Here is a 23,647-nt window from a genome sequence, read left to right as displayed (position 1 = left end):
TAAGTAACCCAGCAACCACGGAGGACTCGTGATCGAAGAAGGCAAGCCGCTCTTCCTCCAGATCGCCGAGCAGATCGAGGACTCCATCCTCGACGGCTCGCTGGCCGAGGAGGCGCAGGCCCCTTCGACGAACGAGCTCGCCGCGTTCTACCGCATCAACCCCGCCACCGCTGCGAAGGGAGTCGCCATGCTCACCGACAAGGGAGTGCTCCACAAGCGCCGAGGCATCGGCATGTTCGTCTCGGAAGGCGCCAGGGAGCTGCTCCTCGGCGAGCGCCGCGCGGCCTTCGCCGACCGCTACATCGACCCGCTCCTCGCGGAGGCCCGCACGCTCGGCCTCGGCGCGGAAGACCTCGCGGACCTGCTCCGGCAGCGCGCCGCATCCGCCCCCACCCCAGAAGGGAAGAACCCCGCATGACCGCCGTCATCGAGGTGCAGAACCTCACCAAGCGCTACAAGGAGAAGCGGGCGCTCGACAACGTGTCGCTCGCTCTCGAGGGAGGCTCGATCTACGGGCTCCTCGGCCGCAACGGCGCCGGGAAGACGACACTCATGTCGATCCTCACGGCCCAGAACTTCGAGTCCTCCGGCACCGTGAGGGTGTTCGGCGAGCACCCGTACGAGAACGCCCATGTGCTCGGCCGGATCTGCTTCGTGCGGGAGAGCCAGAAGTATCCGGACGATGCGACCCCGCGGCACGCGTTCGCCGCCGCCCGCCTGTTCTTCCCGCACTGGGACCAGGCCCTCGCGGACGAGCTCATCGCGGAGTTCCAGCTGCCGATGAAGCAGACCATCAAGAAGCTGTCCCGCGGGCAGCTCTCCGCGGTCGGCGTCATCATCGGGCTGGCCTCCCGCGCCGAGATCACGTTCTTCGACGAGCCGTACCTCGGGCTCGACGCGGTCGCCCGGCAGATCTTCTACGACCGTCTCGTGGAGGACTACGCGGAGCACCCGCGCACGATCATCCTCTCCTCGCACCTGATCGACGAGGTCGCGAACCTCATCGAGAAGGTCATCGTGATCGACAACGGCCAGATCCTCCTCAACGAGGACACGGATGCCGTCCGCGACCGCGCCGTGACCGTCGTCGGGGATGCCGCGAAGGTCGACGCCTGGGTCGGCGATCGCGAGGTGCTGCACCGCGACGAGCTCGGTCGCGTCGCCTCCGTCACCGTGCTCGGCGCCCTCACCGCCGACGATCGCGCGGAGGTGCGGGCCGCCGGCCTCGACCTCGCCCCCGTCTCCCTGCAGCAGCTCATCGTCCGCCTCACCCAGAAGGCCGAGACCCGCTCCGGCACCAGAGCCGACGCCACCACGGAAGGAGTCCGCTGATGCGACGCACACTCAACGTCATCCGCCTGCAGCTCATCAACCGGCAGACCTTCGTCTGGGTGCCGTTGATCATCCTCGCCTCGGCCGTGGTGATCTCGGTCCTCATCTACGCGATGATCCCCGGCGACGCCCCCAAGTACGGCGGAGGCGGCCAGGCACCGCTGTGGTACTTCTTCGCGATCGGGCTGTCGGCCATGACGCTGACCTTCCCGTTCTCGCAGGCCATGAGCGTCACGCGGCGCGAGTTCTTCATCGGAACGCTGCTGACCGCGATCCTCGGCAGCGCGCTGCTCGGGATCCTCTTCCTCCTGGGCGGCGCGATCGAGCTGGCCACGAACGGGTACGGCGTGAACGGCTGGGTGTTCCACCTGCCGTGGCTGTGGGAAGCCGGCCCGCTCGGCGCCTTCGTCGTCTACTTCACGCTCGCGCTGTTCTTCTTCGTGGTCGGGTTCACCGGCGCGACGATCTACAAGAGCTGGGGTCCGATGGTGCTCACCATCGTCGGCGTCGCCCTGGCGCTCCTCCTCGTGGGGGTCGTGTTCCTCGTGACACGGCTCGAGCTGTGGGGCGACGTGTGGCTCGGCATCCTCGACCTCGGGGCCGTGGGCCTCGCCCTCTGGGGGCTCGTGGTCGTCGCCGTCCTCAGCGTCGTCTCCTTCCTCGCGTTCCGTCGGGCCACGCCCTGACGCGACGACCGGAATCCGCGGATGCCGCGGCCGCGCACCCCGCGCGGTCGCGGCATCCGCGTTCGGCCGCCCTCTACCCGGCGACCCGAGCCGGGGCAACCCGGTGGCCGCACGCCGCCTGCGGGCCCTATCCTCGCCGGACAGGACCACCCGACCGCCGCGAGGAGAGGATGCCGTGACGCCCGACCTCTCGCGCCTGCGCGTCCGCGAACGCCGCTCATACCTCGCCCGCAGCGTCCGCGAGGCCGTCCGCCCCGCTCGTCTGCTCCTCGTCGTCAAGACGGCGCTCGCCGTCGGGCTCGCGTGGACCATCGCGCCGCACATGCCGGGGGTCACCGACGAGTACCCGTATTACGCACCCTTGGGCGCGCTCGTGAGCATGTACCCCACGCTCATGGGATCCATGCGGTCGAGCCTGCAGACCCTGTTCGGTCTGGCCACCGGCATCGGTCTGGCCGCGCTGATCGTGCTCACGGTCGGGCCGACGTGGTGGACGATCCCCCTCGTGGTCGGCCTCGGCGTCCTCGTCTCCGGCACCGGCTGGTTCGGCGTCGGCAAGGAATACGTCCCGATGGCGGCGCTGTTCGTGCTCATCATCGGCGGTCAGAACGCGGACGACTACTCCCTCGGCTACCTCGCCCAGATGGGGGTCGGGATCGTCATCGGTCTGGTGGTGAACCTCCTCTTCGCCCCCGCCCCGCTCATCGGATCGGCCGAGGCGCGGGTGGAGGAGTTCCGACGACAGCTCGCCGGGCACCTCCACGACATCGGCTCCGCGGTCTCGGAGTCCTGGCCGCCGGAGACCGCACAGTGGGCCGACGATGCCGCAGCGCTCGCCGAGACCACCGCCGACCTCCGTGCCGCCCTGGCCGAGGCCGACGAGAGCGTCCGCTACAACCCGCGCGCGCGACGCCGGCATGCGGGCACCGCCCACATCCACGAGCAGCTCTCCACGCTCGACCGCATCGCGCACCTCATCCGGGACATCGCCGACGCGACGGCCGACACGATCTGGGAGCGTCCGGCGGCCATGCCCCTGGATCCGGCGCTGCCCGAGCCGTTGTCGGCGGCCTGCCACGCCGTCGCCGACGTCATCGCGGAGGACGACCCCGCCTCGAGCGCGGCGCATCGCCGCCGCGCGGAGGCCGCGCGGGCGATCCGGCTCCTGCTGGAGAAGGTCGACGACCGCACGTTCGACGTGCGCAGCTCGATGGGACCGGGCGTGCTCACGGCGATGCACCTCCGCCGCATCCTCATCCTCAGCGGCGAGCGCCTCGACGACGAAGACGAGTGAGTCAGATGGTGTCGTCGGCGACGACGATGTCCAGCTGCCAGTGACGGCCCGCGGGGTCGGTGTCGTCGTGCGCGTCGTCGGCGGCGGAGAGCACGTCATCGATCTTGTGCATCACGTCGTCGAACTCGGCCTCGGTCAGTCGGATGGTGCGCTGCACGAACGACGCATGCACCTCGGCGGTGCGACCGGACACGTACTCGGGCGTCCAGGCCACCACCCGGCGCAGCAGGTCGACGTGGTCCTCTGCGAGCGCGGCCACCACCGCATCGCCGAGCGCCTCGTCCGCGACCGGATTCTCCGGACCGCCGACGGTGAGGGCCCCCTTGCGTCCCGTCCACACGCGGTCGCGGCGGTCTCTGGCCTGCTCCGGAGCCTCCTCGATGAGCCCCGCCTCGGCGAGCACCCGCAGGTGGAAGCTGGCGCTGTTGGCCGGCACGTCGAGCGCACCGGCGATGTCCGCGGCGCGCAGGAAACCGCGGCGTGCGATGAGGCGGAGGATCTGGCGGCGCAGCGGGTGCGAGTAGGCCTTGAGCATGGCCGAGGTCATGAAGGCGGCGTCCTCCCGAGAGGTCTTCTCCGCGTCGTCAGCCATTCCCCGATCCTAGTCACGCAAATGCGCACGAACAGTTGCGCAATTATTCTTGCGGAACTATCGTCGAGCCATGAGCACGACGACCACGCCGCACCGCCTGTGGCAGAACACGCGCTACCTCACCTGGCTCGTCAGCGACACGAGCAAGGGGCTCGCCTCGGCGCTCTTCGGGTTCGCCGTCCCGCTCCTCGCGCTCGTCATCACGAACGACCCCGCACAGGCCGGCATCATCGCGGGGGCGGGCATGGTGGCGCGGGTGCTGCTCACCCTCGTGGGCGGGATCATCGCGGACCGGCACCGGCGCATCGTGCTCATGCTCGTCGGCTCGATTCTGGGGATCGTGCTGGCCGGGGCCTTCACCCTCCTCGCCCTCGGCGGCGCCCTCACCTTCGCGACCCTCCTCGTGATCGACGTGCTGCTGGCCGCGCGGAGCGGCCTCTTCGACGTCGCCGGCGAGAGCGCGCTGAAGGAGATCGTCCCGGACGACGCGATGGGGCGCGCGCAGGCCGCGAACCAGGGGCGCGATGCGGCCCTCCAGCTCGCCGGCGGCCCGCTGGGCGGCCTGCTCCTCGGGGTGGGCGGCTGGCTCGTCGGCGCGGTCATGACCCTGTGCCACCTCGTCGCCGCCGTGACCGCCGGGCTCCTCGGGCGACAGGTCCGGCGCGCGGGCATCGCCGACGTCGGCGCTCTGGACGAGGACGACGGCGGCGCGCCCCCCGCGCGCCCGAACGCCTGGCGGGAGTTCCGCGAGGGCTTCGGCTGGCTGCTGTCCCGCCCCGACCTCGGCGGCGTCATGCTCATCATGACCATCGTGAACCTCGGCTTCAACGCCGCGATCACCACGGCCGTCTATGCGCTGCAGCAGGCGGGCCATTCCGAACTCCTCATCGGAACCGTCAGCGCGGCCATCGGCGCCGTGATGCTTGTCGGCGCGATCGTCGCCCCGCTCCTCGTGCCCCGGATCCCGGCGGGCGTGCTCACGATCGGCGGGCTCGCAGTGGTCGCCCTCGGCGCCGTCGTGCTGTCGTTCGCGTCGGCACCGTGGACCGTCGCCGCCGTCCTCGGCGCCACGGTGCTCCTCGTCCCCGCCCTGAACGCCGGGATGATGGGCTACTTCATGGTGGCCACGCCATCACGTCTGCTGGGACGCGCGAACAGCGCCATGGCGGTCCTCGCGATGGGCGCGATGCCGCTCGCCCCGCTCATCGCCGGCTTCGGCCTGGCCGGGCTCGGACGACAGGGCACCATCCTCATCTGCGCGGCCCTCTGCGTGGTGGCCGCCGCCCTCGCGATCGGGAACCGCGCCCTCCGCAGCCTCCCGGTCGAGTCTCGCTGGGCCGCGCACGCCGCCCGGTACGAGGGGGACTGAGGTGGAGACACTGCGCTAGTCGCCTGGCGTCGGGCCAGTGACGTCGGCGGCACCGAACAGCAAGCTGTCGACGACCTGGTCGCGCCGGGCCGGCCGCGCGGTGGTGTACCTCAGCAGATCTTCGAAGTGAGAGAACACGACGACCGCTTCTTCGAACTCTGGCTCGGAACCGTGGACGACTGCTCCGTCGTCTCGCACCGCCAGGTACTCGTATCCGTTGCGAACGGAAAGCAGGATGGGTGCGTGGCGCCTCCAGAAACGGGAGACCGCGACCGCCTCATCATCCGTCGTCGCAGCCTGGATGCTCAGCAGTTCACACTCGTTCCACGCGAACGCCCCCTCCGCGCCGGTCGAGTAGTCGTCGCGGGACAAGAACCACACCGTCTCGTCTGAGCTCGACAGGAGTGAGAACGAGGACACCCAGCGGATCACCGTTTCGGGTGCCGCGCGCAGCGGGGAGGGAACGCCGTTCTCCATCGACGTCGGCGGCTCAAACGTCCACCCGGCTTCCTGCAAGCTTCCGGCGGCACTTCGGAAGAGTTCCGGCATGCTCCCAGGCTACCGATCCGCACGAATCACCCTTCAGCAACCAATCCTGCGACAACCGCCGTGCCGATTCTCCCGATTCTCGTCTTGTTCAAAGACGTCTAGCGCGTAGAGCTGAACACATCTCGCCGGCGGCTCACCCGGGACAGTGGTCGCGATCGATGTCGGTCGCCGTCACATCAGAGCCGATAGGAGACCACCGGTTCATGGCGCGAGCGCGAGCACGGTGATGCCCGCCGCCGCGGAGGCCACGGCCAGCACCAGCGCGATCGCGATGAGGATGACGTGCACGCGGAGGAACGGGGTGGCCTTGCCGTTCTCGTCCCTGGCACGCGGGTCCTTCGCGACGCGGCTGTAGAACCGCGGCCAGACGAGCACGTTGAAACCGGCGTTGAGGAACAGCACGACGACGAGAGCGATCACCCCTCCACGCTAGCGAGGGCGGCGTCGCACCACGGATCCGGCCGTCGGAATTCTTGGACGGCGACATGTATCACCGAGCCCTTGCCGTGCTCCTGGTTGGTGTGATCACAATGGGCTTCATGATCGACGGTGCCCCCGGCGCCGCCTTCGATCCGGCATCCGACGACGGGCGCGCACGCTGGGAACGCGCCGCGGACCTGTTCGATGCGTGGCGCGATGGCGACGGCCGCTCGATGGACGACCTGGTGCGGCTGATGACGCCCGTGCTCTGGCACGTCGTGCGCGCCTACGGCCTCGAACGCACCCTCGCGGAAGACGTCGTGCAGACGACCTGGCTTCAGCTCGTGCGCGGCCACGGCGCCATCGCCGACTCGCGTGCCGTCTCCGCCTGGCTCACGACCACCGCCCGCCGCGAGGCCTGGAAGGTCGGCAAGGCCGTCGGTCGCGTCGACACCGCGGAATCCGACGACCTGGACGCCCTCCTCCCGGAGCAGGCGTCCGCCGAGGAGCACGCCGCGCTCGACGACGAGAACCGCCGACTCTGGGCCGCCGTCCGCCGCCTCGCCGAGCGCTGTCAGCGCCTGCTCCGGGTGATCGCCTTCGAGGACCGCCCGGACTACGCGCGCCTCGCCCGCGACCTCTCCATGCCGGTCGGCAGCATCGGCCCGACCCGCAGCCGCTGCCTCGCGAAGCTCCGCGACCTCCTCGACGCCCCGGCCACCCGGACGGAGGGACGATCATGAGCGATGAGGACGACGCCCGGCTGTTCGCCCGCCTGCGCAGCCTCTGGAGAGAGGTCGATCCGGTCCCGGCCGGCCTCATCGACCGGATGGTCGCCGCGGTCGCCGCGGACGGGCTCAACCGCGAGTACGCGCTGCTCACGCTCGTGGAAGGCCAGCTCGGCGCGGTCCGCGGCGAGACCGACGCCCTCACCCTGCAGTTCAGCGACGGCAGCACGAGCATCCTCCTCCACGTCACGACGACCGCGTCCGGGCGACGGCGGATCGACGGCTGGGTGGACACCGCCGCCGCGGAGATCCTGTTGCTGCAGGGCGAGCGCGAGCGCCGCACGACCCCGGCGGAGACCGGCCGATTCGTGTTCGACGAGGTGCCGTCCGGGCTCAGCCGCGTGCGCCTGACCGCGACGGTCGGCGATGAGACCCGCACCCTGGAGACCCCGCAGTTCGAGTTGTGACCCCGCATCGCCGGCGCCGTCGCCGGCGATCCCCACGGAGAGGATGACCGATGGAGCAGCCCCAGGGATGGACCTGGCAGGACCGCGCGGAGGGATCGATCCGCCGCGGCACCGCCCTCGACCCCAGCACGGAACCGGTGGATGGGATCCGCGCGTTCCCCACCGCGTACCTGCCCGAGCGGCTGCTCATCACGCGTGCCCTCGGCGAGGAGGAGGCGTACGACCGCGAGCTGCGCGCCCTGAGGGATGCCGCGGACTCCTTCGGCTGGCGGCTGGAGCTGGAGTCGCCGGAGCGAGAGATCGGGAACGGCGAGCTCGTCCCGGGTGTCGCGGGGTTCCTGCGGGCACGCCTGACCACGCCGGATGAGCCGACCAGGGGCGAGTCCCCCGTGGCGCCCGACGCCTGGCGGGTGCTGCAGCGCGCGCGCCGACTGTCGCGCTCGACCATGCCGCGGACCAGCCTGGAGCACGTGCTCTCGATCGACCCGGTCGGACTCAACCCGTTCACCCGGACGAACCCGTTCACCCGGACGAACCCGTTCACGCGGACGAACCCCGTCCGCGGTGCCGCTCCCGGCGGAGGCGGCAGCGACGACTACCTGGAGCCCGGACGCGGGGCCCGGCAGCCGGTCACCTGGCTCGGCCCCGCTCCGGCTCGAGCAGCCGCTCCGAAGCGCGGACGACGACCGGTCGTGGCGATCCTCGACACCGGCTGCGGCGAGCACGCCTGGCTACCGTCCGACATCGTCACCCGGCACGTCGAACTCGACGGCGTCCCCGTGGGCTTCACGGACGACGCCGACCCCGAACGCTACCCCGACCTGTACGGGCAGCTCGACGGCGAGATCGACGCGGTGGCCGGTCACGGCACCTTCATCGCGGGCCTCGTGCGTCAGGCCGCCCCGGACGCCGACATCCTCTCCATCCGCGTCGCCGGCGCGCTCGGGGTGGTCGACGAGAGCACGCTCCTGGAGACCGTGGCGCAGGTCGTGGAACTGCTGCGGCGGCACCGCGAGGACCCGACGACCGGCTTCCCCATCGACGTGCTCAACCTCTCCCTCAGCTACTACCACGAGACCCCGACCGACGGGCTCTTCAGCAGGACCCTGTACGAGCTGCTCGCGAAGGCCAGGGAGCTCGGCTGCGTGGTCGTCTGCTCGGCCGGCAACGACGCGATCGATCGGCCCTCGTTCCCCGCCTCGCTGTGGCCGTGGCCCGGCGCCGACAACGGGCTGCCGTCCGACGACGGCGCTCCGCACGTGTCGGTCGGCGCCCTGAACCCGTCGGCGCACTCCGTCGCCCTGTTCTCGAACGTCGGCCCCTGGGTGCAGGTGTACGCCCCGGGCGCCGCCGTGGTCAGCACCTCGCCCGCCTTCGTCGGCGGCGCGCAGGCCGCGACCCGTGCGGACATCGACGGGCTGCCGCGCGAGACGCTCGACCCGGACGACTACCGCGGCGGCTTCGCGGTGTGGAGCGGCACCTCCTTCGCCGCTCCGTACATCGCCGGCCGGGTCGCGGCCCAGCTCGGCGCCGTCCCGGCCGCGGGGGTGAAGCCCGCCGTCGCCGCGAAGGCCGTCGCCGCCGTGCTGAAGTCGCTGCCGACTCCGCACGAGCGGCTCTGACCCCTCGCACCCTTCCGCACGACCGCTCCGGCACGGCATCCTGGACGGATGCCCCTGTCCGCGAGCGCGCTGCACCGACGCGGCGTCCAGGCGGCCAACGCCCGGCAGTTCACCCGTGCCAGGCGAGAACTGGAGAAGGCCGCCGCCCGCACCGACGACGCGGACCTCCGCGCCCGCATCGACGGGACGGCCGCCTACGTGCTCGCGCAGACCGGCGAGCCCGCGGCGGCGGAGGCGCTGTGCCGGGAGGCGCTGGCCAGGTCCGGGCTGCAGGCCGAGACGGTCGCCCTCCTCGGCGGGCAGCTCGGCGCCCTCCTTATGCACGGGGGCAGGATGGAGGAGGCCGAGGCGAGCCTGACCACCGCGATCGACGCCCTGGCCGCGACCGGGACCGAGACCCCCGCCCTCGCCAACTGCCTGATGAACCGGGCGGTGGTGCGGATGCAGCGCCATCAGCTGGACACCTGCATGGCCGACCTCCGCCGTGCGATCGGGATCTACGAGGCGCACGACGAACGGGACTCCCTCGCCGAGGCCACGCACAACCTCGGCTATGCCGCACTCCTCGGCGGCGACCTCGTCTCGGCGCTGCGCCTGATGGCCGCGTCCCGGCCGACGTTCGCCGCCACCAGTGCCCTCGCCACCGCCATCAGCGACCTCGACCGCGCCGAGGTGCTCCGCGACGCCGGGCTGACGACCGAGGCGGAGGCCCTGCTCGCCCAGGTGGCCGTGCAGTTCGGTGCCCAGCGGATGCGCCAGGCCCGTGGGGAGGCGGAGTTCCACCTCGCCCGCTCGCTCGTCCGCCACGACCCGCGAGCCGCGGCGCGGGCGGCGAGGACGGCCGCCCGCCGCTTCACCGCCCTCGGCAGCAGCGGCTGGGCGGCCCGCGCCGCGGCGGTGGAGCTGGAAGCCCGACAGCGGATCCGGCCCGATCGCCCGCTCGACGCCGCCGCGTGGGAGCAGGTGGCGCAGGAGCTCGACCGGAGCGGCTTCCGCACCGAGGCCACGGCCCTGCGGTTGAGCGCCCGCCGCGACGGCACCGGCCGCCTCCCCCGCATCCCCGCTTCGGCCCCGACGCCGCTCCGACTCCGCGCGCAGGAGGTCCGCGCCGCCCGCGCCGGCCCGGGCGCGGTCGGCGACGGGGACGCGCTGCGCGCCGCCGCCACCGGGCTCGACCTGCTGTCGGCATGGCAGCGCTCGTTCGGCGCCCTCGACCTGCAGGCGTCCGTCGCCATGCATGCCAGCGACCTCGTGTTCACGGGACTCGCCGCTGCCGTCCGCCGTCGCGACCCGGCGACGCTCTTCGAGTGGTCCGAGCGCGCCCGGCACCTCAGTCAGCAGGTCGCCCCGGTCCGCCCCCCGCACGACGACGCCCTCGCCGCCGACCTCGCCGAGCTCCGGATGCTGCGTGCCGACCTCGCGGGGGCGGACTGGACGACCGACCCCACCGTCCGCGCGCTCCGCGACCGGGTGCGCGAGCGGCAGTGGTCGGCCACCGGCTCCGGAGCGACGAGGGAGCGCCGAACACTGGCGGAGACCACCGCGCTCCTCTCGGCCGATACCGCGGCGCTCGCCTTCGTGTTCACCGGCACCGGACTGCACGGGGTCGTGGTGCAGCCGGACGGCGCGACCCTCGTCGACCTGTCCTGGCCGCGGGTGCGGGCCGCTCTCGACGGCCTGCGCGCCGACCTCGACATGGCCGCCCTCACCCGGGACGGCGCGATGGGGCCGGTGACCGCGCGCGCTCTGACGGCGCGTCTCGCTGTCCTCGACGACGAGCTACTCGGGCCGATGCGCCGGGCCGCCGCGGGCGCCGCGCGGTTCGTGATCACCGTTCCCGGGATCCTCGGCGGGGTGCCGTGGGCCATGCTCCCTGGCATGCACGGCGTGCCGTTCACCCTCGCGACCTCGGTCTCGCGCTGGTTCGACGGGGAGGCCTCTGCTCCCTCAGCCCCGAGCGTCGGGTTCGCGGCGGGACCGCGCGTGCCGCGGGCGGCGGAAGAGGTCCAGCGCGCGGCGGAGTCGTGGGCGGGACGGGGAACGACCCGGACGCTGCAGGACACCACCGCGACCGTGAGCGCCGTCACCGCGCTGGCGGCCTCCGTCGACGTGCTCCATATCGCCGCGCACGGGCGTCACGCGGTCGACAATCCGCTGTTCTCCGGGTTCGAACTCGCCGACGGCGTGCTCTTCGGCTACGACGTCGACCTCATCGACCGGGTGCCGCGGACCGTGATCCTCTCGGCGTGCGAGCTGGGTCGGTCCTCCGTGCGCTGGGGCGAGGAGGCCCTGGGCATGACGCGCGTGTGGTTGCACGCGGGCGCGGAGGCGGTGATCGCGGCTCCCGTCACGGTGCCGGACGACGACGCGTGCGAGCTCCTGACGGCGGTCCACGAGGGCCTCGCCGGCGGCGCGTCCCCCGCCGACGCCCTGGCGAGCGCCGCGCTCAGGACGGGGGTTTCCGCCCCGTTCCAGTGTCACGGCAACGGATTCTGACTTTTTTCCCGGATCGGGGTATCAGAATCGCACCCGCCTTCTCCTGTTCTTCGGAAGGTGTCGAGCGAAAGGCCTCGAAGGGAGAGGCACGAGGGAGGCGCCGTCGGTTCTGGGGAAACGCCGCTGGGGAGCGGGAAGACGAGACGGACACCATCTGCTCCGGGAGCGTCGCGGTATGCAGCCGCGATGCTCCCGCAGGGCCTCGGCGATCTGGGGACGCCGAGGCCCTCGGGGCGTCCGCGTGCGGCCTGAGGCCTCAGGCGAGCAGGACCGTGTAGCCCGCAGCGCGCAGCGCGTCGACGGCGGCCCCGTCGGCCCCTCGATCCGTGATGACCGTGGCGAAGAGCTCCGCCCCGCCGACGGTGGAGAAGGCCTCAGCCCCGAGCTTGCTGCCGTCGGTCACGACGACCGCCCGCCGCGCCCGCTCCGCCATCATCCGGTTCACCGCCGCCTCGCGCTCGTCCTGCGTGGTCGCCCCGGCTGCCGCGTCCATCCCGTTCACGCCGATGAACGCGAGGTCCAGCCGCACCCCGCGGAGGAGCTGCTCGACGAACGGGCCGACGAGCTCGTAGGTGCGCGAGTGGATGACCCCGCCCGTGACGACCACCTTCATCTCCGGCCGGGTGGCGAGCTGGGCGGCGATGTTCACGGCATTGGTGACCACCGTGATCCCGCCCTCCGCCGCCAGGTCCTCGCGGGCGGCGAGCGCGGCCGCGATGGCGGTGGTCGTCGTGCCGCCGGAGAGGCCGACCACCATGCCGGGGGTGATGAGCGCCGCCGCGGTCTGCGCGATGCTCTCCTTCTCGTGCGTGCGGAGATGGCTCTTGTAGCGGAGCGGCAGTTCATAGGCGACGGTCTGGGCCACGGCACCGCCGTGCGTGCGAGTGAGCAGCCGCTGCTCGGCGAGGGAGTCGAGGTCGCGGCGGGTGGTGGCCGGGGAGGCCCCGAACCGCTCCACCAGCTCCTCCACCGTCACCTCCCCGTCCGCCGCGAGGAGGTCGAGGATCGCGTGCAGTCGGGCCGCGCGCTTCACCGGTCGTCGTTTCGCGTCGAGGTCGCAGCCGTGCCGGGAACCTCTGCGACCGGAGCGGGATTCTGCGACGGCAGCAGGGCGAACAGTCGCAGCATCCGGGCGGCTTCGTCCGCGAGGGCGGCGCGGGCGGGAGCGAGGTACTTGCGGGAGTCGACGAGACGCTCGTCGGCGGCGAGCACCTCGCGGACCGCGCGGGTGAAGAAGCCGTTGAGGTGGGTGGAGACGTTGACCTTCGTCATCCCGGCGCGCACGGCATCGGCGATCACGGCGTCGGCCACTCCGGACGAGCCGTGCAGCACCAGGGGCACGTCGGTCCCGTCCGCGGCGGCGCCACGCAGAGCCGCACGCAGGCGGCCGATGAGGTCGAGGTCGAGGGAGGCGGTGCGGTCGGTCATGGCGTGCGACGACCCCACGGCCACGGCGAGGGCGTCCACGCCGGTGGCGGCCACGAACGCCCGCGCCTCGTCCGGATCGGTGCGCACACCGGGGGCGTGGGCGCCGTCCTTCCCGCCCACCTCGCCGAGCTCGCCCTCCACGTACACCCCCGCCGCGCGGGCCCGGGCGGCGACCTCGGCGGTGACCGCCACGTTCTCGTCGTAGGGCAGCGCGCCGCCGTCGAACATGACCGAGCCGAAGCCGAGGGCCACGGCCTCGTCCACGAGCTCCGGCCGCTCCGCGTGATCGAGGTGCACCGCCACCGGGGTCTCCGCGCGTCGTGCCGCGGCGAGCGTCGCGAGGGCGACCGGCTCCAGACCGCCGTGGTAGTCGGCGCAGTTCTGCGAGATCTGCAGGATCACGGGGAGCTGGGCGAGCGCGGAGGCCCGCACGAGGCCCTCTGCGGTCTCCAGGTGGATGACGTTGAACGCGCCGATGCCGGTGCCGGCGGTGGCAGCCGCGGAGACGAGTTCCCGAGCGGAGACGAGGGTCACGAAGGGTCCTTCCGGAAGGAGGCGGGGTCGGGGCGGGAGACGCGAAGCTGCTCCTCGAGCGCGCGCCAGCGGGGGGAGATGTCGCCGGCGAGCGGCATGAGGACGGCGGCTGCCGACCACGCGGTCGCGCGACGGAGGATGACCTCGGGGTCGCGCTCGCCCTCCGCGGTGAGCACGGCGCAGGCCGCGACCGCGGCGTCTCCGGCGCCGGTCGGGTTGCCGGAGAGCGGCTCGTCGAGTCGGGCGTGCAGGAGATCGGTCGCGGTGACCGCGAGCATGCCGTCGGCACCGAGCGACAGGAGCACGAGCTCGGCACCGCGGGCCAGCAGCGAGCGCGCGCCCTCGACGGGGTCGGCGATCCCGGTGGCCTCGGCGAGCTCCGCGGCGTTGGGCTTGAGCACGGTCGCCCCGGCGTCGGCGGCGCGCAGGAGGGCCGGGCCGGAGGTGTCGAGGATCACCGGGACGCGGGCGTCCGCACCCACCGCGACGAGCATCGGCACGAGCGACTCCGGCGCCCCGGGCGGAAGGCTCCCTGAGACGACGAGGACCGCGGCGCCGGGAAGCCGGTCGACGACCTCCGCAAGAAGCCCGCCCCACTCGGCATCGGTCGGGTTCACCCCTCGCTCGTTGACGATCGTGGTGTCGCCCGCGCCCTCGTCGACGAGGGCGATGCTGCGACGCGTGTCGGCCGCGACGGGCACGAGCACATGGGGCACCCCGCTGGCCGTGAGCTCCGCGGCGAACTCCGCGCCGACCGGACCGCCGGCCGTGGTCAGCGCGAGGACGGAGGCCCCCTCGGCGTGTGCGACCCTGGCGACGTTGAGGCCCTTGCCGCCGGCGCGGGACGCCCCGGTCTCGGCGCGGTGGGTCCCGCCGGCCACGAGCCGATCGACCTGCCAGGTGAGGTCGAGCGCGGGGTTCGGGGTGACGGTGAGGATCATGCGAGCTCCCTGGCACGGAGGGCGGCGCCGATCAGGCCCGCGTTGCCGGACAGCTCGGCGGGGACGAGCGCGGGGAGGCGGTGGAAGCTGAGGCGGGCGGCGAGGCGGGTGCGCAGCTCGTCGAAGAGCGCGCCGCCCGCCCGCGACAGTCCGCCGCCGATCACCACGGCCTCGGGGGCGACCACGGCGGTCAGCTGCGCGAGCGACAGGGTGAGCGCGTCCAGAGCCGAGTCCCAGATGTCGGCGGCGACCCGATCCCCGGCGGCCGCTCGGGCGATGACGTCCTTGGCGCCGTCCGGGGTCGTCCCCGTGGCCTCCCGGTAGCGGCGCGCGATGGCGCCCGCCGAGGCGACGGCCTCCAGACAGCCACGGGCACCGCACGGGCACACCGGTCCGTCGGCGATCGGGGAGTGCCCGATCTCGCCGGCGTAGCCCCCGGCCGTGTAGGGGCGGCCGCCGACGAGCAGGGCGCCGGCGATGCCGGTGCCGATCACGAGGATCACCGCGTCGTCGTAGGCCCGCGCGCCGCCCAGCTCGTGCTCGGCCCAGCTCGCGGCGCGCACGTCGTGGTCGAACGCGACGGGAAGGCCGAGACGTTCCGCGGCGAGCGCGCGCAGCGGCGCGTCCCGCCAGCCCATGTTGCTCGCGAACACGCCGACCCCGGCGGCCGCGTCGACGATCCCCGGCACCACGAGCCCGGCGGCGCGCGGCGTCACGTCGGGATGCTCGTCGCGGAGCTGCGCGGCGAGCACCTGCAGTCGGTCGAGCAGCGCGGGGGTGCGGTCGCCGGCGGCCGTGGGGGTGGGCGTGCGACGGAGGCCGAGCGCCCGCCCGTCCGCATCGAACAGCGCCGACTTGATGTCCGTCCCGCCGACGTCGAAGGCCAGGACGGGCGACCCGGCGCCGAGCGTGCGCACCGCGGCGAGCTTCTCGCCGGCCTCGTCCCTCGCGACGTCGGGGATCGCGTCCGCGGCGTCGTTCGGGGTCATCGCTCGGCTCCGGGGATCGCTGGCGTCATGCATCCAGGATGACGGATCGCGTGAGGTTGCGCGGCTGGTCGGGGTCGAGCCCGCGGGCCACGGCACGGTCGAGGGCCGTCCGGTGCAGGCGCACGAGGTCGGCGAGCGGGTCGATAGCCCGGTGCTCGAAACGGGCGCCCGTGGCGCGCACCTCCGCGGCCAGGCCTTCCGGTGCCTCTCCGAACTGCCACGTCACCCGGCCCGGCGCGGCGATGGCGATCGGACCGTGACGGTAGTCCATCGACGGGTACGCCTCGGTCCACGACTGCGAGGACTCGCGCAGCTTCAGGGCGGCCTCGTGGGCCAGGCCGATCGTCCAGCCCCGCCCGAGGAACGTGTACTGCTCGGCGTCGCGCAGCTCGGTGTCGTCGCCCTCCTCGGCGAGCACGGCGGTGGCGTCGGCGATGGCTCCGGAGAGGTCTTCGCCCAGCGACGCGCGGAAGAGGGCAAGCGCGGTCGTGGCGAAGCGCGTCTGCACGACCGACTGCTCGTCGGCGAACGGCAGCAGCACCGCGTCGTCGACGAGCGAGACGAGCGGGGAGTCGGGGTCGCCGATCACGCCGATCGTGCGGGTGCGCGCCTTGATGCGGTCGACGAGTTCCAGCACCTCGGTCGTGGTGCCGGAGCGGGTGAGGGCGACGACCGCGTCGTAGCCGCGGTCGATGAAGGCCTCGGACGCCGCGAAGGCATCGGTCTCGCCATGGCCGGACGATTCGCGCAGCGCGGCGTACGACTGGGCCATGAACCACGAGGTGCCGCAGCCGACGACCGCGACCCGTGCCCCGCGGGTCGGCAGGAGGGCCTGCTCGGCGGTGAGCTCGGCGGCGGTGGCCCACATCTGCGGCTGGGAGCGGAGCTCTTCGCGCATGTGCGCGCCGGGCAGCGAATCGGTCATGAGGAGGCCTTTCGGACGAGTTGTTGCGTACTTGTGATTGTTTCGGGCGTGATCCGATCATAGTATTTCGTCCCAAGAGAGCAACATCTTGATTTGTTTGTTTGCCTGACAAATAATCGGGACGAGTTCCCCCGAGCCCCCGCTCGGACGATCGCGACCACCTCGGCGGCGTGATCAACACGCACCGTCGCGTGGAGTGTTCTGCGACTGTGCACCACCCCCCTCTCCGGAGAGCGGATCCCGCCCGCTGGAGCAGCACCCACAGTGAGGAATGCAATGCCCATGAACAAGTCACGGCGATACGGGGCCGCAGCGGTCGCGGCCGTCGCCACGCTGTCGCTCGCATCCTGCGGTTTCGGTGGATCGGGAGGAGACAGCGGCGGCGGCGACGACGCCAGCACGCTCGACCTGCTCGTCCCCAGCTACTCCGACGCCACGAAGGGTCTCTGGGAAGACGTCATCGACGGTTTCACGAAGGACAACCCCGACATCACCGTCAACCTCGAGGTGCAGTCGTGGGACAACCTCGAGAAGGTCATCTCCACGAAGGTCCAGGCCGGCGAGGCGCCCGACATCTACAACGGCGGCCCCTTCGCGGGCTTCGTCGAGGACGAGCTGCTCTACCCGGTCGAGGAGGTCGTGTCGGACGACGTCTACTCCGACTTCCAGGACTCCTTCCTCGCCAACGCCGAGGTCGACGGCACCGCGTACGCCCTGCCGATGATCGCCTCCGCGCGTGCCCTGTTCGTCAACAACGACCTCCTGTCCCAGGCGGGCGTCGAGGCGCCGACCGACTGGGACTCCCTGCTCGACGCGGCGACCAAGGTGTCCGGGCTCGGCGGCGGTGTCGCGGGCTACGGCATGCCGCTCGGCTCGGAGGAGGCGCAGGCCGAGGCCGCCGTCTGGCTCTGGGGCGGCGGTGGATCCTTCGGCGACGCGTCGGAGATCACCATCGACACCCCGGAGAACCTCGTCGGCGCCGAGCAGATCAAGAAGATGATCGACGCCGGGGCGACCCAGGCCGATCCCGGCTCCACGCAGCGCTCCCCGCTGATGGACATCTTCATCCAGGGCAAGATCGGCATGCAAGTCGGCCTGCCGCCGACGGTCGGCCAGATCGCCGACAACAACCCGGACCTCGACTACTCGATCGTCCCGATCCCGACCAAGGACGGCTCGCCGTTCACCCTCGGCGTCATGGACCAGCTCATGGCGTTCGAGAACGACGGCGACAAGCAGGAGGCGATCACGAAGTTCCTCGACTACTTCTACTCGCCCGAGGTCTACGTGCCGTGGGTGCAGGCGGAGGGCTTCCTCCCCGTCACGAAGTCCGGCGCCGAGGAGCTGTCCGGCGAGGAGGCCCTCAAGCCGTTCCTCGACGTGCTGCCCGACGCGCAGTTCTACCCGTCGACCAACCCGAAGTGGTCGGCCGCGGACGGCGCCTTCAAGTCGCTGTTCGGACAGATCCAGGATCAGCCGGCGGCCGATGTGCTGAAGCAGATCCAGGACCAGGTGGACGCGGGCTGACCCGCGGAACGGAGAGGTTCGGGAATCCCCCATGAGCCAGACGACAGAATCCTCGAACCTCGCGGGGGCGGCCACCGGCCGCCCCCGCACCCCGGACGCCGGGACGGCCGTGCGCGGTCGCCCCGGCGGGCGGGACCTCCTGCAGGCGCTGCCGTGGATCGCCCCCGCGCTGGTGCTCATCATCGGCGTGGTGCTGTTCCCCGCCGGCGTCATGTTCTTCAACTCCACCCGCGACATCTCGCTGTCGGGCCTGGACAAGGGCTCGGTCGGCTTCGACAACTTCGTGACCGTCTTCACGTTCCCGGAGTTCTGGCCGATCTTCGTCCGCACGATCGTGTGGGTCGTGTCGGTCGTGCTGTTCACGGTCGTCATCTCGCTCGGACTCGCGCAGATCCTCAACAAGGCGTTCCCGGGTCGCCAGCTCGTGCGGATGGCGGTCATCGTGCCGTGGGCCGCGTCCGTGGTGATGACCACGATGGTCTTCTACTACAGCCTCGAGCCGTACTTCGGGGTCTTCAACAAGTTCCTCTACGACATCGGGCTCTCCGACGACGCGGTGGGCTACGGCTGGACGAAGAACCCGACGACGGCGTTCGCCTGGTCCATCGTCATCGCGGTGTTCGTGTCGCTGCCCTTCACGACCTACACGATCCTCGCGGGGCTGCAGTCCGTCCCCGCCGATGCGATCGAGGCCGCCAAGATGGACGGCGCCGGAGCGGCCCGCACCTACTGGTCGATCGTCCTGCCGCAGCTGCGGAGCGCCCTCGCCGTGGCGATCCTCATCAACATCATCAACGTCTTCAACTCGCTGCCGATCCTCAAGGTGATGACCGGGTCGATCCCGGGCTACGGCGCCGACACGATCATGACGCTCATCTTCAAATACATCGAGCTGCAGAAGAAGGTCGACGTCGCGAGCGCCCTGTCGGTCGTGGCCTTCCTCATCGTGATCGCGATCGTCGCGGCCTACGTCAAGATCGTCAAGCCCATGAAGGAGGTCTGATCATGACCGTGACCGAGACCGCCCTCGTGACCACCGCCGACTCCCGCGGACGACGCACCCCGCCGATCCCCGGCCGCCGGCGCCGCTACACCGCGGATCAGGTGACGCTGCCCCGGGTGATCCTGCGCACCGCCGCCGGGTTCCTCGTGCTCGCGGTCTTCGTGCTGCCGTACCTCATCATGTTCTTCGGATCGGTGAAGACGAAGGCGCAGATCCGCTCGGTCGACCCGACCTACCTCCCGGTGGAGTGGCACTGGGAGAACTACCTCACGATGTGGTCGACGCCCGAGACGCCGCTGCCGTACAACCTCGTCTCGACCATCGTCATCTCCGTGTTCGCGACGCTCCTGGTGCTGCTCGTGTCGCTCCCGGCGGCGTACTACACGGCCCGGTTCCGGTTCCCCGGCCGCATGGTGTTCCTGTTCCTCGTGATCGTGACGCAGATGCTGCAGCCGGCGGTGCTCACGTCGGGCCTGTTCCGGCAGTTCACCGTCCTCGGCCTCGGCGACACCTGGACCGCGATGATCTTCATCAACGCGGCCTTCAACCTGTCGTTCGCCGTGTGGATCATGCACTCGTTCTTCGCCGGCATCCCCAAGGAGGTCGACGAGGCGGCGCAGATCGACGGTGCCGGGCGCCTCACTGTCCTGTTCCGGATCAACCTCCCGCTCGTCTGGCCGGGCATCGTCACCGCGATCGTGTTCACGTTCGTGGCCTGCTGGAACGAGTTCGCCGCCTCGCTGGTGATCCTGTCGACGGACAAGAACCAGCCGCTGTCGGTCGCGCTCACGAAGTTCGTCGGTCAGTACGAGACGAGCTGGCAGTACGTGTTCGGCGTCTCGATCGTCGCGATCCTGCCCGTCATCATCCTCTTCATGCTCATCGAGAAGCGTCTCGTCGGCGGCCTCACCGCCGGCAGCGTGAAGTAGCCCGTCCCGGTTCCCGTCCCCCCCCCGGGTTCCCGTCCACCCCCCCGGGTTCCCATCCGGCGCCCCTGCACGACCGGGGCGCGCGTGCAGGGGTTCCGGGCGGATCCGGTCGTGCGCCCGTACCCGGATCGTGCAGCCGGAACATCCGACGGGAGTGGTCAGGGGCGGGTCGGGGGCGGGATCAAGGGCGGGGGCCGCCGGCGCGGAGCTGCTCGGGGCTCCATCGCACGCCGAGGACGGCGGTGAGGGCGGCCTGCGCGGGGCCGGCGGAGGGGGCGACGCGCGGATCGGCGTACCGGATCGGGATGTCGGCGGTGCCGCGGGCGGGGTAGCCGCTCTCGGCCCGCACCCGCTCCAGGAACCGGGGGCCGAGCTCCGTCGCGGGGCCGCCGATGACGACCTCGATCGGATCGAGCAGCGCCCCGATGAGCTTGATGGCGCGGGCCAGCGCCCGCGCCCCGTCGTCGATCAGCGTCTGATCCGCCCGGGCGACGAGGGCACGGACCGCCGACGCGTCCAGGGCGTCCGAGAACTCCTCGCCGAGCATCGGTCCCATCGCGGCCGCCGACTCCAGGCAGCCGCGCCGCCCGCAGCGGCACGGGCGGGCGGCATCGCCGAACACCACCTGCACGTGCCCGATCTCCCCGGCACGGTCGCGGGGTCCGGGCGCGAGCTCCCCGTCGAGGGTGACCGCGGCGCCGATGCCCCCGCCGCTGTGGATGAACAGGCGGTAGCCCGAGGGGGCGGCGTCCAGCCCGGCCTCCGCGATGGCCTCGGCATCGACGTCGTTGACGAGGAGGACCGGGACGCCCGCGATGCTCTCGAAGCGCTCCGCCAGCGGCACCTCGTGCCACTCCAGTTGCACGCTCTCCAGCACCGTGCGGCCGTCCGTCGTCCCCGGGACCTGCACACCGACCGCGAGCAGCCGCGACCCGGTTGCGGCGACGACCTCCGCGACCGTCTCGTCGAGGACCCGGTTGCGCGTCTGCACGGTGTACGCGATGCTGCGGCGGTCGACCTCGGAGCCGTCGAGCGCGACGAGCGCCAGGTACGCGCTGGTCGGCTGCACGACGAGCACGAGGATCAGGTGGTGCTCCGCGTCGATGCTGAGCGTGGTCGCGCGCTTGCCCCCCGTGCTCACCGCCTGCTCACCCTCCGCGATCAAGCGGTTCTCGATGAGCTCGGCGACGAGGGACGACGCGGTCGCCGCCGTGAGTCCGGTCGCCCGCGCGATGCCGGCACGGGTCTGCGAACCGGAGGCCTGGAAGACGAGCTGGAGCGCCCGTCGCAGGTTCGCTCGCCGAACCGCCGCCTGGGTGTCCAGCGCGTCGTCGTGGGTGAACATCTGCGGGTTCCTTCTCGGGGCCGAGGTCCGTCGATTGACAGCGCGCGTACCGCTCCGTACGCTCGGTCCGTTAGTTTATTCATTGAACTTAGTCAGCCCGAGCGTCGATCGGGAGGAGCATCGTGCGCTACCCCCAGATCCTAGAGCGCCCCGCGGATCGGGCACGAGCCGCGCAGCCACCGGGCAACGGTCACGCCCGCGGTATCCGGGAGCGGAACCGCGCCCTCGTCCTCCGCACCCTCATGGAGCAGTCCGCCCTGAGTCGCGCCGATCTGTCCCGGCTCACCGGCCTCGCCCGCCCCACCGTCTCCGAGGTCGTGCGCGACCTGCTCGCCGACGGTGTGATCCGGGAGAGCGGACCCAGCCAGGAGTCCCGGCCGGGGAAGCCCGCCGTGATGCTCGAGTTCGACCAGCGTGCCGTCCAAGTCATCGCACTCGACCTCTCCGCACCCGACGACATCGTCGGCGCACTGGCCTCGCCGGACGGCCGCATCGCGCACCGCCTCCGCCGGCCGCGCACTGCGGACGCCGCCGCCGCGATCGCCGGTCTCGTCGCCGAGCTGCGGGCCCTCGCCGACGGTCCCGCGCTCGGCATCGGCATCGGCGTGCCCACCGGCTCCTCCGCGCTGCTCGGTCTCGGCCCTCGACTCGCGGACGTCCTCGACGCGCCCGTCCACCTGTTCGACGACGCCGATCTCGTGGCCGACGCCGCGCAGCGGTTCGGCTCCGTCGGCACCGACTTCCTGCTCGTCCGCATCGGCACCCGCATCGGCACCGCGATCCGCGTCGTCGGCGACGACGGCGCCCCGGTGGAACGCTCCATCGGCGCCCGCGAGCTCGCGCACGTCGGTGCGGGTGGCGACCCCGGTGAGCTGTGCCTGTGCGGCCGCGACGGCTGCGTCCACGCGTGGGCGGCGGCTCCCGCCATCGCCCGGCGCCTGGAGACCCCGGGCGCAGACCACGCGACGGTGCTCACCGCCGCCGGCGCCCGGCTCGGCACGTCGCTCTCGGTCATCGCCGCCGCCGTCGACCTGCCCACGATCGTCCTGAGCGGTCCGGACGGGATCGTCTCCCCGGAGTTCGTGGACGCGACGGCCGCCGCGGTCCGTGCCGCCTCGCACCCCTCCCTCGGACCGACCGTGGTGCCGAGCGCGCTCGACGACGCCGTCCTGCTGGGCGCGGCGACCCGCGTGGTGGCCGCCGAGTTCAGCCCGCGCTGACGGACGCGCCCGTCATCCGTCCCCTCCCGCCCGGAAGGGATGGGAGACTCGATCCCGCGAGGCGGCCGTCCGTCGTCTCGATCCGTCCTGGGAGGGAATCCGCATGAAGGTACTCGTGATCGGCGCGACCGGCAGCATCGGCGGGGTGGTCGCCGCCACCCTCGACGTGCGGGGACACGAGGTCGTGCGGGCGTCCCGCTCCGGCGAGCAGAACGTGGACGTGACCGACCCCGCCTCCATCCGCAGCCTCTTCGAGCGGGTCGGCCCGGTCGACGCCGTCGTGGTCGCCGTGGGCTCCGTGCCCTTCAAGCCGCTCACCGATCTCGACCGCGACGACTATCTCGCCGCCTTCACCGGGAAGACCCTCGCGCAGCTCGACGTCGTGCGGGTCGCCCTCGACCACGTGACCGACGGCGGCTCCATCACCCTCACCAGCGGCGTGCTCGCGCGGGAGCCGATCGCGACGGGAGCGGCGGCGGCGATGGCCAACGGCGCCCTGGAGTCGTTCGTGATCACGGCGGCGGCCGAGGCCCCGCGGGGGATCCGCATCAATGCGGTCTCCCCCGACGTGCTGGCGAACTCCCCCGGGTACTTCTCGACCTTCCCCGGCCACCGCCCTGTCACCGACGACGAGGTCGGCCAAGCGTACGTGCTCGCGGTCGAGGGCATCGTCTCGGGGCGGGTGCTCCCCGTCTGATGGCGCTCTCCCTCACTCCCGTCCCCACCCTGACCACCGAGCGGCTGGACCTCGTGCCGCTCGGACCGGAGCATCTCGACGGCACCTGGGCGGCCCTGCAGGAGCCCGAGGTGCTGCGGCTGACCGGCACCCACGCGCGCTTCACCCGCGAGGGCGTCGAGACCTGGCTCCGGTCGCTCGCCGACCGGGACGACCGGGCGGATTGGGCGATCCTCCGTCGCGACGACGGCGCGCACATCGGCGAGGTGGTCCTCAGCGACCTGGACGAGGACAACGGCTCGGCCGGTTTCCGCATCGCCCTCGCCGGCCCGCGGTGGTTCGGCGCCGGATACGGGACCGAGGCGACGCGCGCGGTCATCCGGCACGCCTTCGACACCGTGGGACTGCATCGCGTGGAGCTCGAGGTGTACGCGTTCAACCCGCGGGCGCAGCGCGCCTACGAGAAGGCCGGGTTCGTCGTCGAGGGCCGGCGTCGGGAGGCGCTGCGCTGGGACGGCGAGTGGGTCGACGCCATCGTCATGGGCGTCCTCGCGGACGGGTGACTGCACGCCGAG

The 23,647-nt window shown here is 72.1% G+C and carries 24 protein-coding genes; 15 read left to right on the top strand and 9 right to left on the bottom strand.

What is annotated here, in order from left to right:
- Window positions 1-28: 28 nt before the first annotated feature.
- The 4 genes from AC2W7E_RS06015 to AC2W7E_RS06000 all read left to right on the top strand — a co-directional run bounded on the left by AC2W7E_RS06015 (window position 29) and on the right by AC2W7E_RS06000 (window position 3,312).
- Complete coding sequence (locus AC2W7E_RS06015; protein ID WP_025104181.1) at window positions 29-418, top strand: GntR family transcriptional regulator; 390 nt, start codon at window positions 29-31, stop codon at window positions 416-418.
- Window positions 415-1,332 carry an ABC transporter ATP-binding protein gene (locus AC2W7E_RS06010; RefSeq protein WP_303709613.1) on the top strand — a complete coding sequence of 306 codons (918 nt, stop codon included), beginning with the start codon at window positions 415-417 and terminating at the stop codon, window positions 1,330-1,332. Before AC2W7E_RS06015 ends, AC2W7E_RS06010 begins: the two co-directional genes overlap by 4 nt.
- Window positions 1,332-2,018 (top strand): hypothetical protein, encoded by a 687-nt coding sequence (locus tag AC2W7E_RS06005; protein WP_071327961.1) that lies wholly within the window; start codon window positions 1,332-1,334, stop codon window positions 2,016-2,018. Before AC2W7E_RS06010 ends, AC2W7E_RS06005 begins: the two co-directional genes overlap by 1 nt.
- A gap of 175 nt (window positions 2,019-2,193) precedes the next feature.
- A complete protein-coding gene (locus tag AC2W7E_RS06000; protein WP_485988732.1) occupies window positions 2,194-3,312 on the top strand; it encodes an FUSC family protein in 1,119 nt (372 codons plus the stop codon).
- 1 nt (window position 3,313) lies between these two features.
- On the opposite strand, the gene AC2W7E_RS05995 is transcribed toward AC2W7E_RS06000, so the two are convergent.
- Complete coding sequence (locus AC2W7E_RS05995; protein ID WP_025104185.1) at window positions 3,314-3,904, bottom strand: winged helix-turn-helix domain-containing protein; 591 nt, start codon at window positions 3,902-3,904, stop codon at window positions 3,314-3,316.
- A 70-nt stretch (window positions 3,905-3,974) separates the two neighbouring features.
- On the opposite strand from AC2W7E_RS05995, the gene AC2W7E_RS05990 reads away from it, so the two are divergent.
- A complete protein-coding gene (locus AC2W7E_RS05990; protein ID WP_315108048.1) occupies window positions 3,975-5,273 on the top strand; it encodes an MFS transporter in 1,299 nt (432 codons plus the stop codon).
- Between the two features lie 15 nt (window positions 5,274-5,288).
- On the opposite strand, the gene AC2W7E_RS05985 is transcribed toward AC2W7E_RS05990, so the two are convergent.
- Window positions 5,289-5,822: a hypothetical protein gene (locus AC2W7E_RS05985; protein ID WP_025104187.1), complete on the bottom strand. Its 534-nt coding sequence runs from the start codon at window positions 5,820-5,822 to the stop codon at window positions 5,289-5,291.
- A 201-nt stretch (window positions 5,823-6,023) separates the two neighbouring features.
- On the bottom strand, window positions 6,024-6,242 hold the full coding sequence (locus tag AC2W7E_RS05980; RefSeq protein ID WP_025104188.1) for an SCO4848 family membrane protein: 219 nt from the start codon (window positions 6,240-6,242) through the stop codon (window positions 6,024-6,026).
- Between the two features lie 119 nt (window positions 6,243-6,361).
- Between AC2W7E_RS05980 and AC2W7E_RS05975 the strand changes: the two genes are divergently transcribed.
- The 4 genes from AC2W7E_RS05975 to AC2W7E_RS05960 are packed head-to-tail and all read left to right on the top strand — an operon-like array spanning window position 6,362 to window position 11,555.
- The gene (locus AC2W7E_RS05975; protein ID WP_231729557.1) at window positions 6,362-6,985 is read left to right on the top strand and encodes an RNA polymerase sigma factor; all 624 of its coding nucleotides are present in this window, start codon (window positions 6,362-6,364) and stop codon (window positions 6,983-6,985) included.
- Window positions 6,982-7,437 (top strand): hypothetical protein, encoded by a 456-nt coding sequence (locus AC2W7E_RS05970; RefSeq protein WP_025104190.1) that lies wholly within the window; start codon window positions 6,982-6,984, stop codon window positions 7,435-7,437. The genes AC2W7E_RS05975 and AC2W7E_RS05970 overlap by 4 nt, the downstream gene beginning before the upstream one ends.
- A 50-nt stretch (window positions 7,438-7,487) precedes the next feature.
- Window positions 7,488-9,059, top strand: coding sequence for a S8 family peptidase (locus tag AC2W7E_RS05965; protein WP_485988731.1), 1,572 nt, complete (start codon window positions 7,488-7,490; stop codon window positions 9,057-9,059).
- 48 nt (window positions 9,060-9,107) lie between these two features.
- Window positions 9,108-11,555 carry a CHAT domain-containing protein gene (locus tag AC2W7E_RS05960; RefSeq protein ID WP_485988730.1) on the top strand — a complete coding sequence of 816 codons (2,448 nt, stop codon included), beginning with the start codon at window positions 9,108-9,110 and terminating at the stop codon, window positions 11,553-11,555.
- Between the two features lie 256 nt (window positions 11,556-11,811).
- On the opposite strand, the gene AC2W7E_RS05955 is transcribed toward AC2W7E_RS05960, so the two are convergent.
- Genes AC2W7E_RS05955 through AC2W7E_RS05935 form a run of 5 tightly spaced genes read right to left on the bottom strand, consistent with a single transcriptional unit; the run spans window position 11,812 to window position 16,372 of the window.
- Window positions 11,812-12,588, bottom strand: coding sequence for a DeoR/GlpR family DNA-binding transcription regulator (locus AC2W7E_RS05955; RefSeq protein ID WP_485988729.1), 777 nt, complete (start codon window positions 12,586-12,588; stop codon window positions 11,812-11,814).
- On the bottom strand, window positions 12,585-13,517 hold the full coding sequence (locus AC2W7E_RS05950; RefSeq protein ID WP_303709601.1) for a class II fructose-bisphosphate aldolase: 933 nt from the start codon (window positions 13,515-13,517) through the stop codon (window positions 12,585-12,587). Before AC2W7E_RS05950 ends, AC2W7E_RS05955 begins: the two co-directional genes overlap by 4 nt.
- Window positions 13,514-14,458, bottom strand: a complete 945-nt coding sequence (locus AC2W7E_RS05945) for a 1-phosphofructokinase family hexose kinase (protein ID WP_485988728.1) — start codon at window positions 14,456-14,458, stop codon at window positions 13,514-13,516. Before AC2W7E_RS05945 ends, AC2W7E_RS05950 begins: the two co-directional genes overlap by 4 nt.
- Window positions 14,455-15,447, bottom strand: a complete 993-nt coding sequence (locus AC2W7E_RS05940; RefSeq protein WP_303709599.1) for an ROK family protein — start codon at window positions 15,445-15,447, stop codon at window positions 14,455-14,457. The genes AC2W7E_RS05945 and AC2W7E_RS05940 overlap by 4 nt, the downstream gene beginning before the upstream one ends.
- 25 nt (window positions 15,448-15,472) lie before the next feature.
- Window positions 15,473-16,372 carry an SIS domain-containing protein gene (locus AC2W7E_RS05935; RefSeq protein WP_085604321.1) on the bottom strand — a complete coding sequence of 300 codons (900 nt, stop codon included), beginning with the start codon at window positions 16,370-16,372 and terminating at the stop codon, window positions 15,473-15,475.
- Window positions 16,373-16,654: 282 nt separating this feature from the next.
- Between AC2W7E_RS05935 and AC2W7E_RS05930 the strand changes: the two genes are divergently transcribed.
- The 3 genes from AC2W7E_RS05930 to AC2W7E_RS05920 are packed head-to-tail and all read left to right on the top strand — an operon-like array spanning window position 16,655 to window position 19,831.
- Complete coding sequence (locus AC2W7E_RS05930; protein WP_431789724.1) at window positions 16,655-17,899, top strand: extracellular solute-binding protein; 1,245 nt, start codon at window positions 16,655-16,657, stop codon at window positions 17,897-17,899.
- 31 nt (window positions 17,900-17,930) lie between these two features.
- The gene (locus tag AC2W7E_RS05925) at window positions 17,931-18,902 is read left to right on the top strand and encodes a carbohydrate ABC transporter permease (RefSeq protein ID WP_025104199.1); all 972 of its coding nucleotides are present in this window, start codon (window positions 17,931-17,933) and stop codon (window positions 18,900-18,902) included.
- A gap of 2 nt (window positions 18,903-18,904) precedes the next feature.
- The gene (locus AC2W7E_RS05920) at window positions 18,905-19,831 is read left to right on the top strand and encodes a carbohydrate ABC transporter permease (protein ID WP_205807853.1); all 927 of its coding nucleotides are present in this window, start codon (window positions 18,905-18,907) and stop codon (window positions 19,829-19,831) included.
- Window positions 19,832-20,012: 181 nt separating this feature from the next.
- Here the strand turns inward: AC2W7E_RS05920 and AC2W7E_RS05915 are convergent, their stop codons facing one another.
- Window positions 20,013-21,176, bottom strand: a complete 1,164-nt coding sequence (locus tag AC2W7E_RS05915; RefSeq protein ID WP_485988727.1) for an ROK family protein — start codon at window positions 21,174-21,176, stop codon at window positions 20,013-20,015.
- A 122-nt stretch (window positions 21,177-21,298) separates the two neighbouring features.
- Between AC2W7E_RS05915 and AC2W7E_RS05910 the strand changes: the two genes are divergently transcribed.
- From AC2W7E_RS05910 to AC2W7E_RS05900, 3 genes are all read left to right on the top strand, one after another.
- Window positions 21,299-22,396 (top strand): ROK family transcriptional regulator, encoded by a 1,098-nt coding sequence (locus AC2W7E_RS05910; RefSeq protein WP_485988726.1) that lies wholly within the window; start codon window positions 21,299-21,301, stop codon window positions 22,394-22,396.
- A 103-nt stretch (window positions 22,397-22,499) separates the two neighbouring features.
- Window positions 22,500-23,093 (top strand): short chain dehydrogenase, encoded by a 594-nt coding sequence (locus tag AC2W7E_RS05905; RefSeq protein WP_485988725.1) that lies wholly within the window; start codon window positions 22,500-22,502, stop codon window positions 23,091-23,093.
- The gene (locus AC2W7E_RS05900) at window positions 23,093-23,635 is read left to right on the top strand and encodes a GNAT family N-acetyltransferase (protein ID WP_136051461.1); all 543 of its coding nucleotides are present in this window, start codon (window positions 23,093-23,095) and stop codon (window positions 23,633-23,635) included. The genes AC2W7E_RS05905 and AC2W7E_RS05900 overlap by 1 nt, the downstream gene beginning before the upstream one ends.
- Window positions 23,636-23,647: the final 12 nt, after the last annotated feature.

The sequence above is a fragment of the Microbacterium sp. CFSPD4_SD4 genome (assembly GCF_057364585.1).
The sequence above is the reverse complement of the archived record's forward strand: the minus strand, read 5'-3'. Positions and strand labels throughout refer to the sequence as shown.

Coding starts and splice junctions, on each gene's coding strand:
- AC2W7E_RS06010 (WP_303709613.1), top strand. CDS start 415: ATGACCGCCGTCATCGAGGTGCAGAACCTCACCAAGCGCTACAAGGAG.
- AC2W7E_RS06005 (WP_071327961.1), top strand. CDS start 1,332: ATGCGACGCACACTCAACGTCATCCGCCTGCAGCTCATCAACCGGCAG.
- AC2W7E_RS05995 (WP_025104185.1), bottom strand. CDS start 3,904: ATGGCTGACGACGCGGAGAAGACCTCTCGGGAGGACGCCGCCTTCATG.
- AC2W7E_RS05990 (WP_315108048.1), top strand. CDS start 3,975: ATGAGCACGACGACCACGCCGCACCGCCTGTGGCAGAACACGCGCTAC.
- AC2W7E_RS05985 (WP_025104187.1), bottom strand. CDS start 5,822: ATGCCGGAACTCTTCCGAAGTGCCGCCGGAAGCTTGCAGGAAGCCGGG.
- AC2W7E_RS05975 (WP_231729557.1), top strand. CDS start 6,362: ATGATCGACGGTGCCCCCGGCGCCGCCTTCGATCCGGCATCCGACGAC.
- AC2W7E_RS05970 (WP_025104190.1), top strand. CDS start 6,982: ATGAGCGATGAGGACGACGCCCGGCTGTTCGCCCGCCTGCGCAGCCTC.
- AC2W7E_RS05965 (WP_485988731.1), top strand. CDS start 7,488: ATGGAGCAGCCCCAGGGATGGACCTGGCAGGACCGCGCGGAGGGATCG.
- AC2W7E_RS05960 (WP_485988730.1), top strand. CDS start 9,108: ATGCCCCTGTCCGCGAGCGCGCTGCACCGACGCGGCGTCCAGGCGGCC.
- AC2W7E_RS05945 (WP_485988728.1), bottom strand. CDS start 14,458: ATGATCCTCACCGTCACCCCGAACCCCGCGCTCGACCTCACCTGGCAG.
- AC2W7E_RS05940 (WP_303709599.1), bottom strand. CDS start 15,447: ATGACCCCGAACGACGCCGCGGACGCGATCCCCGACGTCGCGAGGGAC.
- AC2W7E_RS05935 (WP_085604321.1), bottom strand. CDS start 16,372: ATGACCGATTCGCTGCCCGGCGCGCACATGCGCGAAGAGCTCCGCTCC.
- AC2W7E_RS05930 (WP_431789724.1), top strand. CDS start 16,655: ATGAACAAGTCACGGCGATACGGGGCCGCAGCGGTCGCGGCCGTCGCC.
- AC2W7E_RS05925 (WP_025104199.1), top strand. CDS start 17,931: ATGAGCCAGACGACAGAATCCTCGAACCTCGCGGGGGCGGCCACCGGC.
- AC2W7E_RS05920 (WP_205807853.1), top strand. CDS start 18,905: ATGACCGTGACCGAGACCGCCCTCGTGACCACCGCCGACTCCCGCGGA.
- AC2W7E_RS05915 (WP_485988727.1), bottom strand. CDS start 21,176: ATGTTCACCCACGACGACGCGCTGGACACCCAGGCGGCGGTTCGGCGA.
- AC2W7E_RS05905 (WP_485988725.1), top strand. CDS start 22,500: ATGAAGGTACTCGTGATCGGCGCGACCGGCAGCATCGGCGGGGTGGTC.
- AC2W7E_RS05900 (WP_136051461.1), top strand. CDS start 23,093: ATGGCGCTCTCCCTCACTCCCGTCCCCACCCTGACCACCGAGCGGCTG.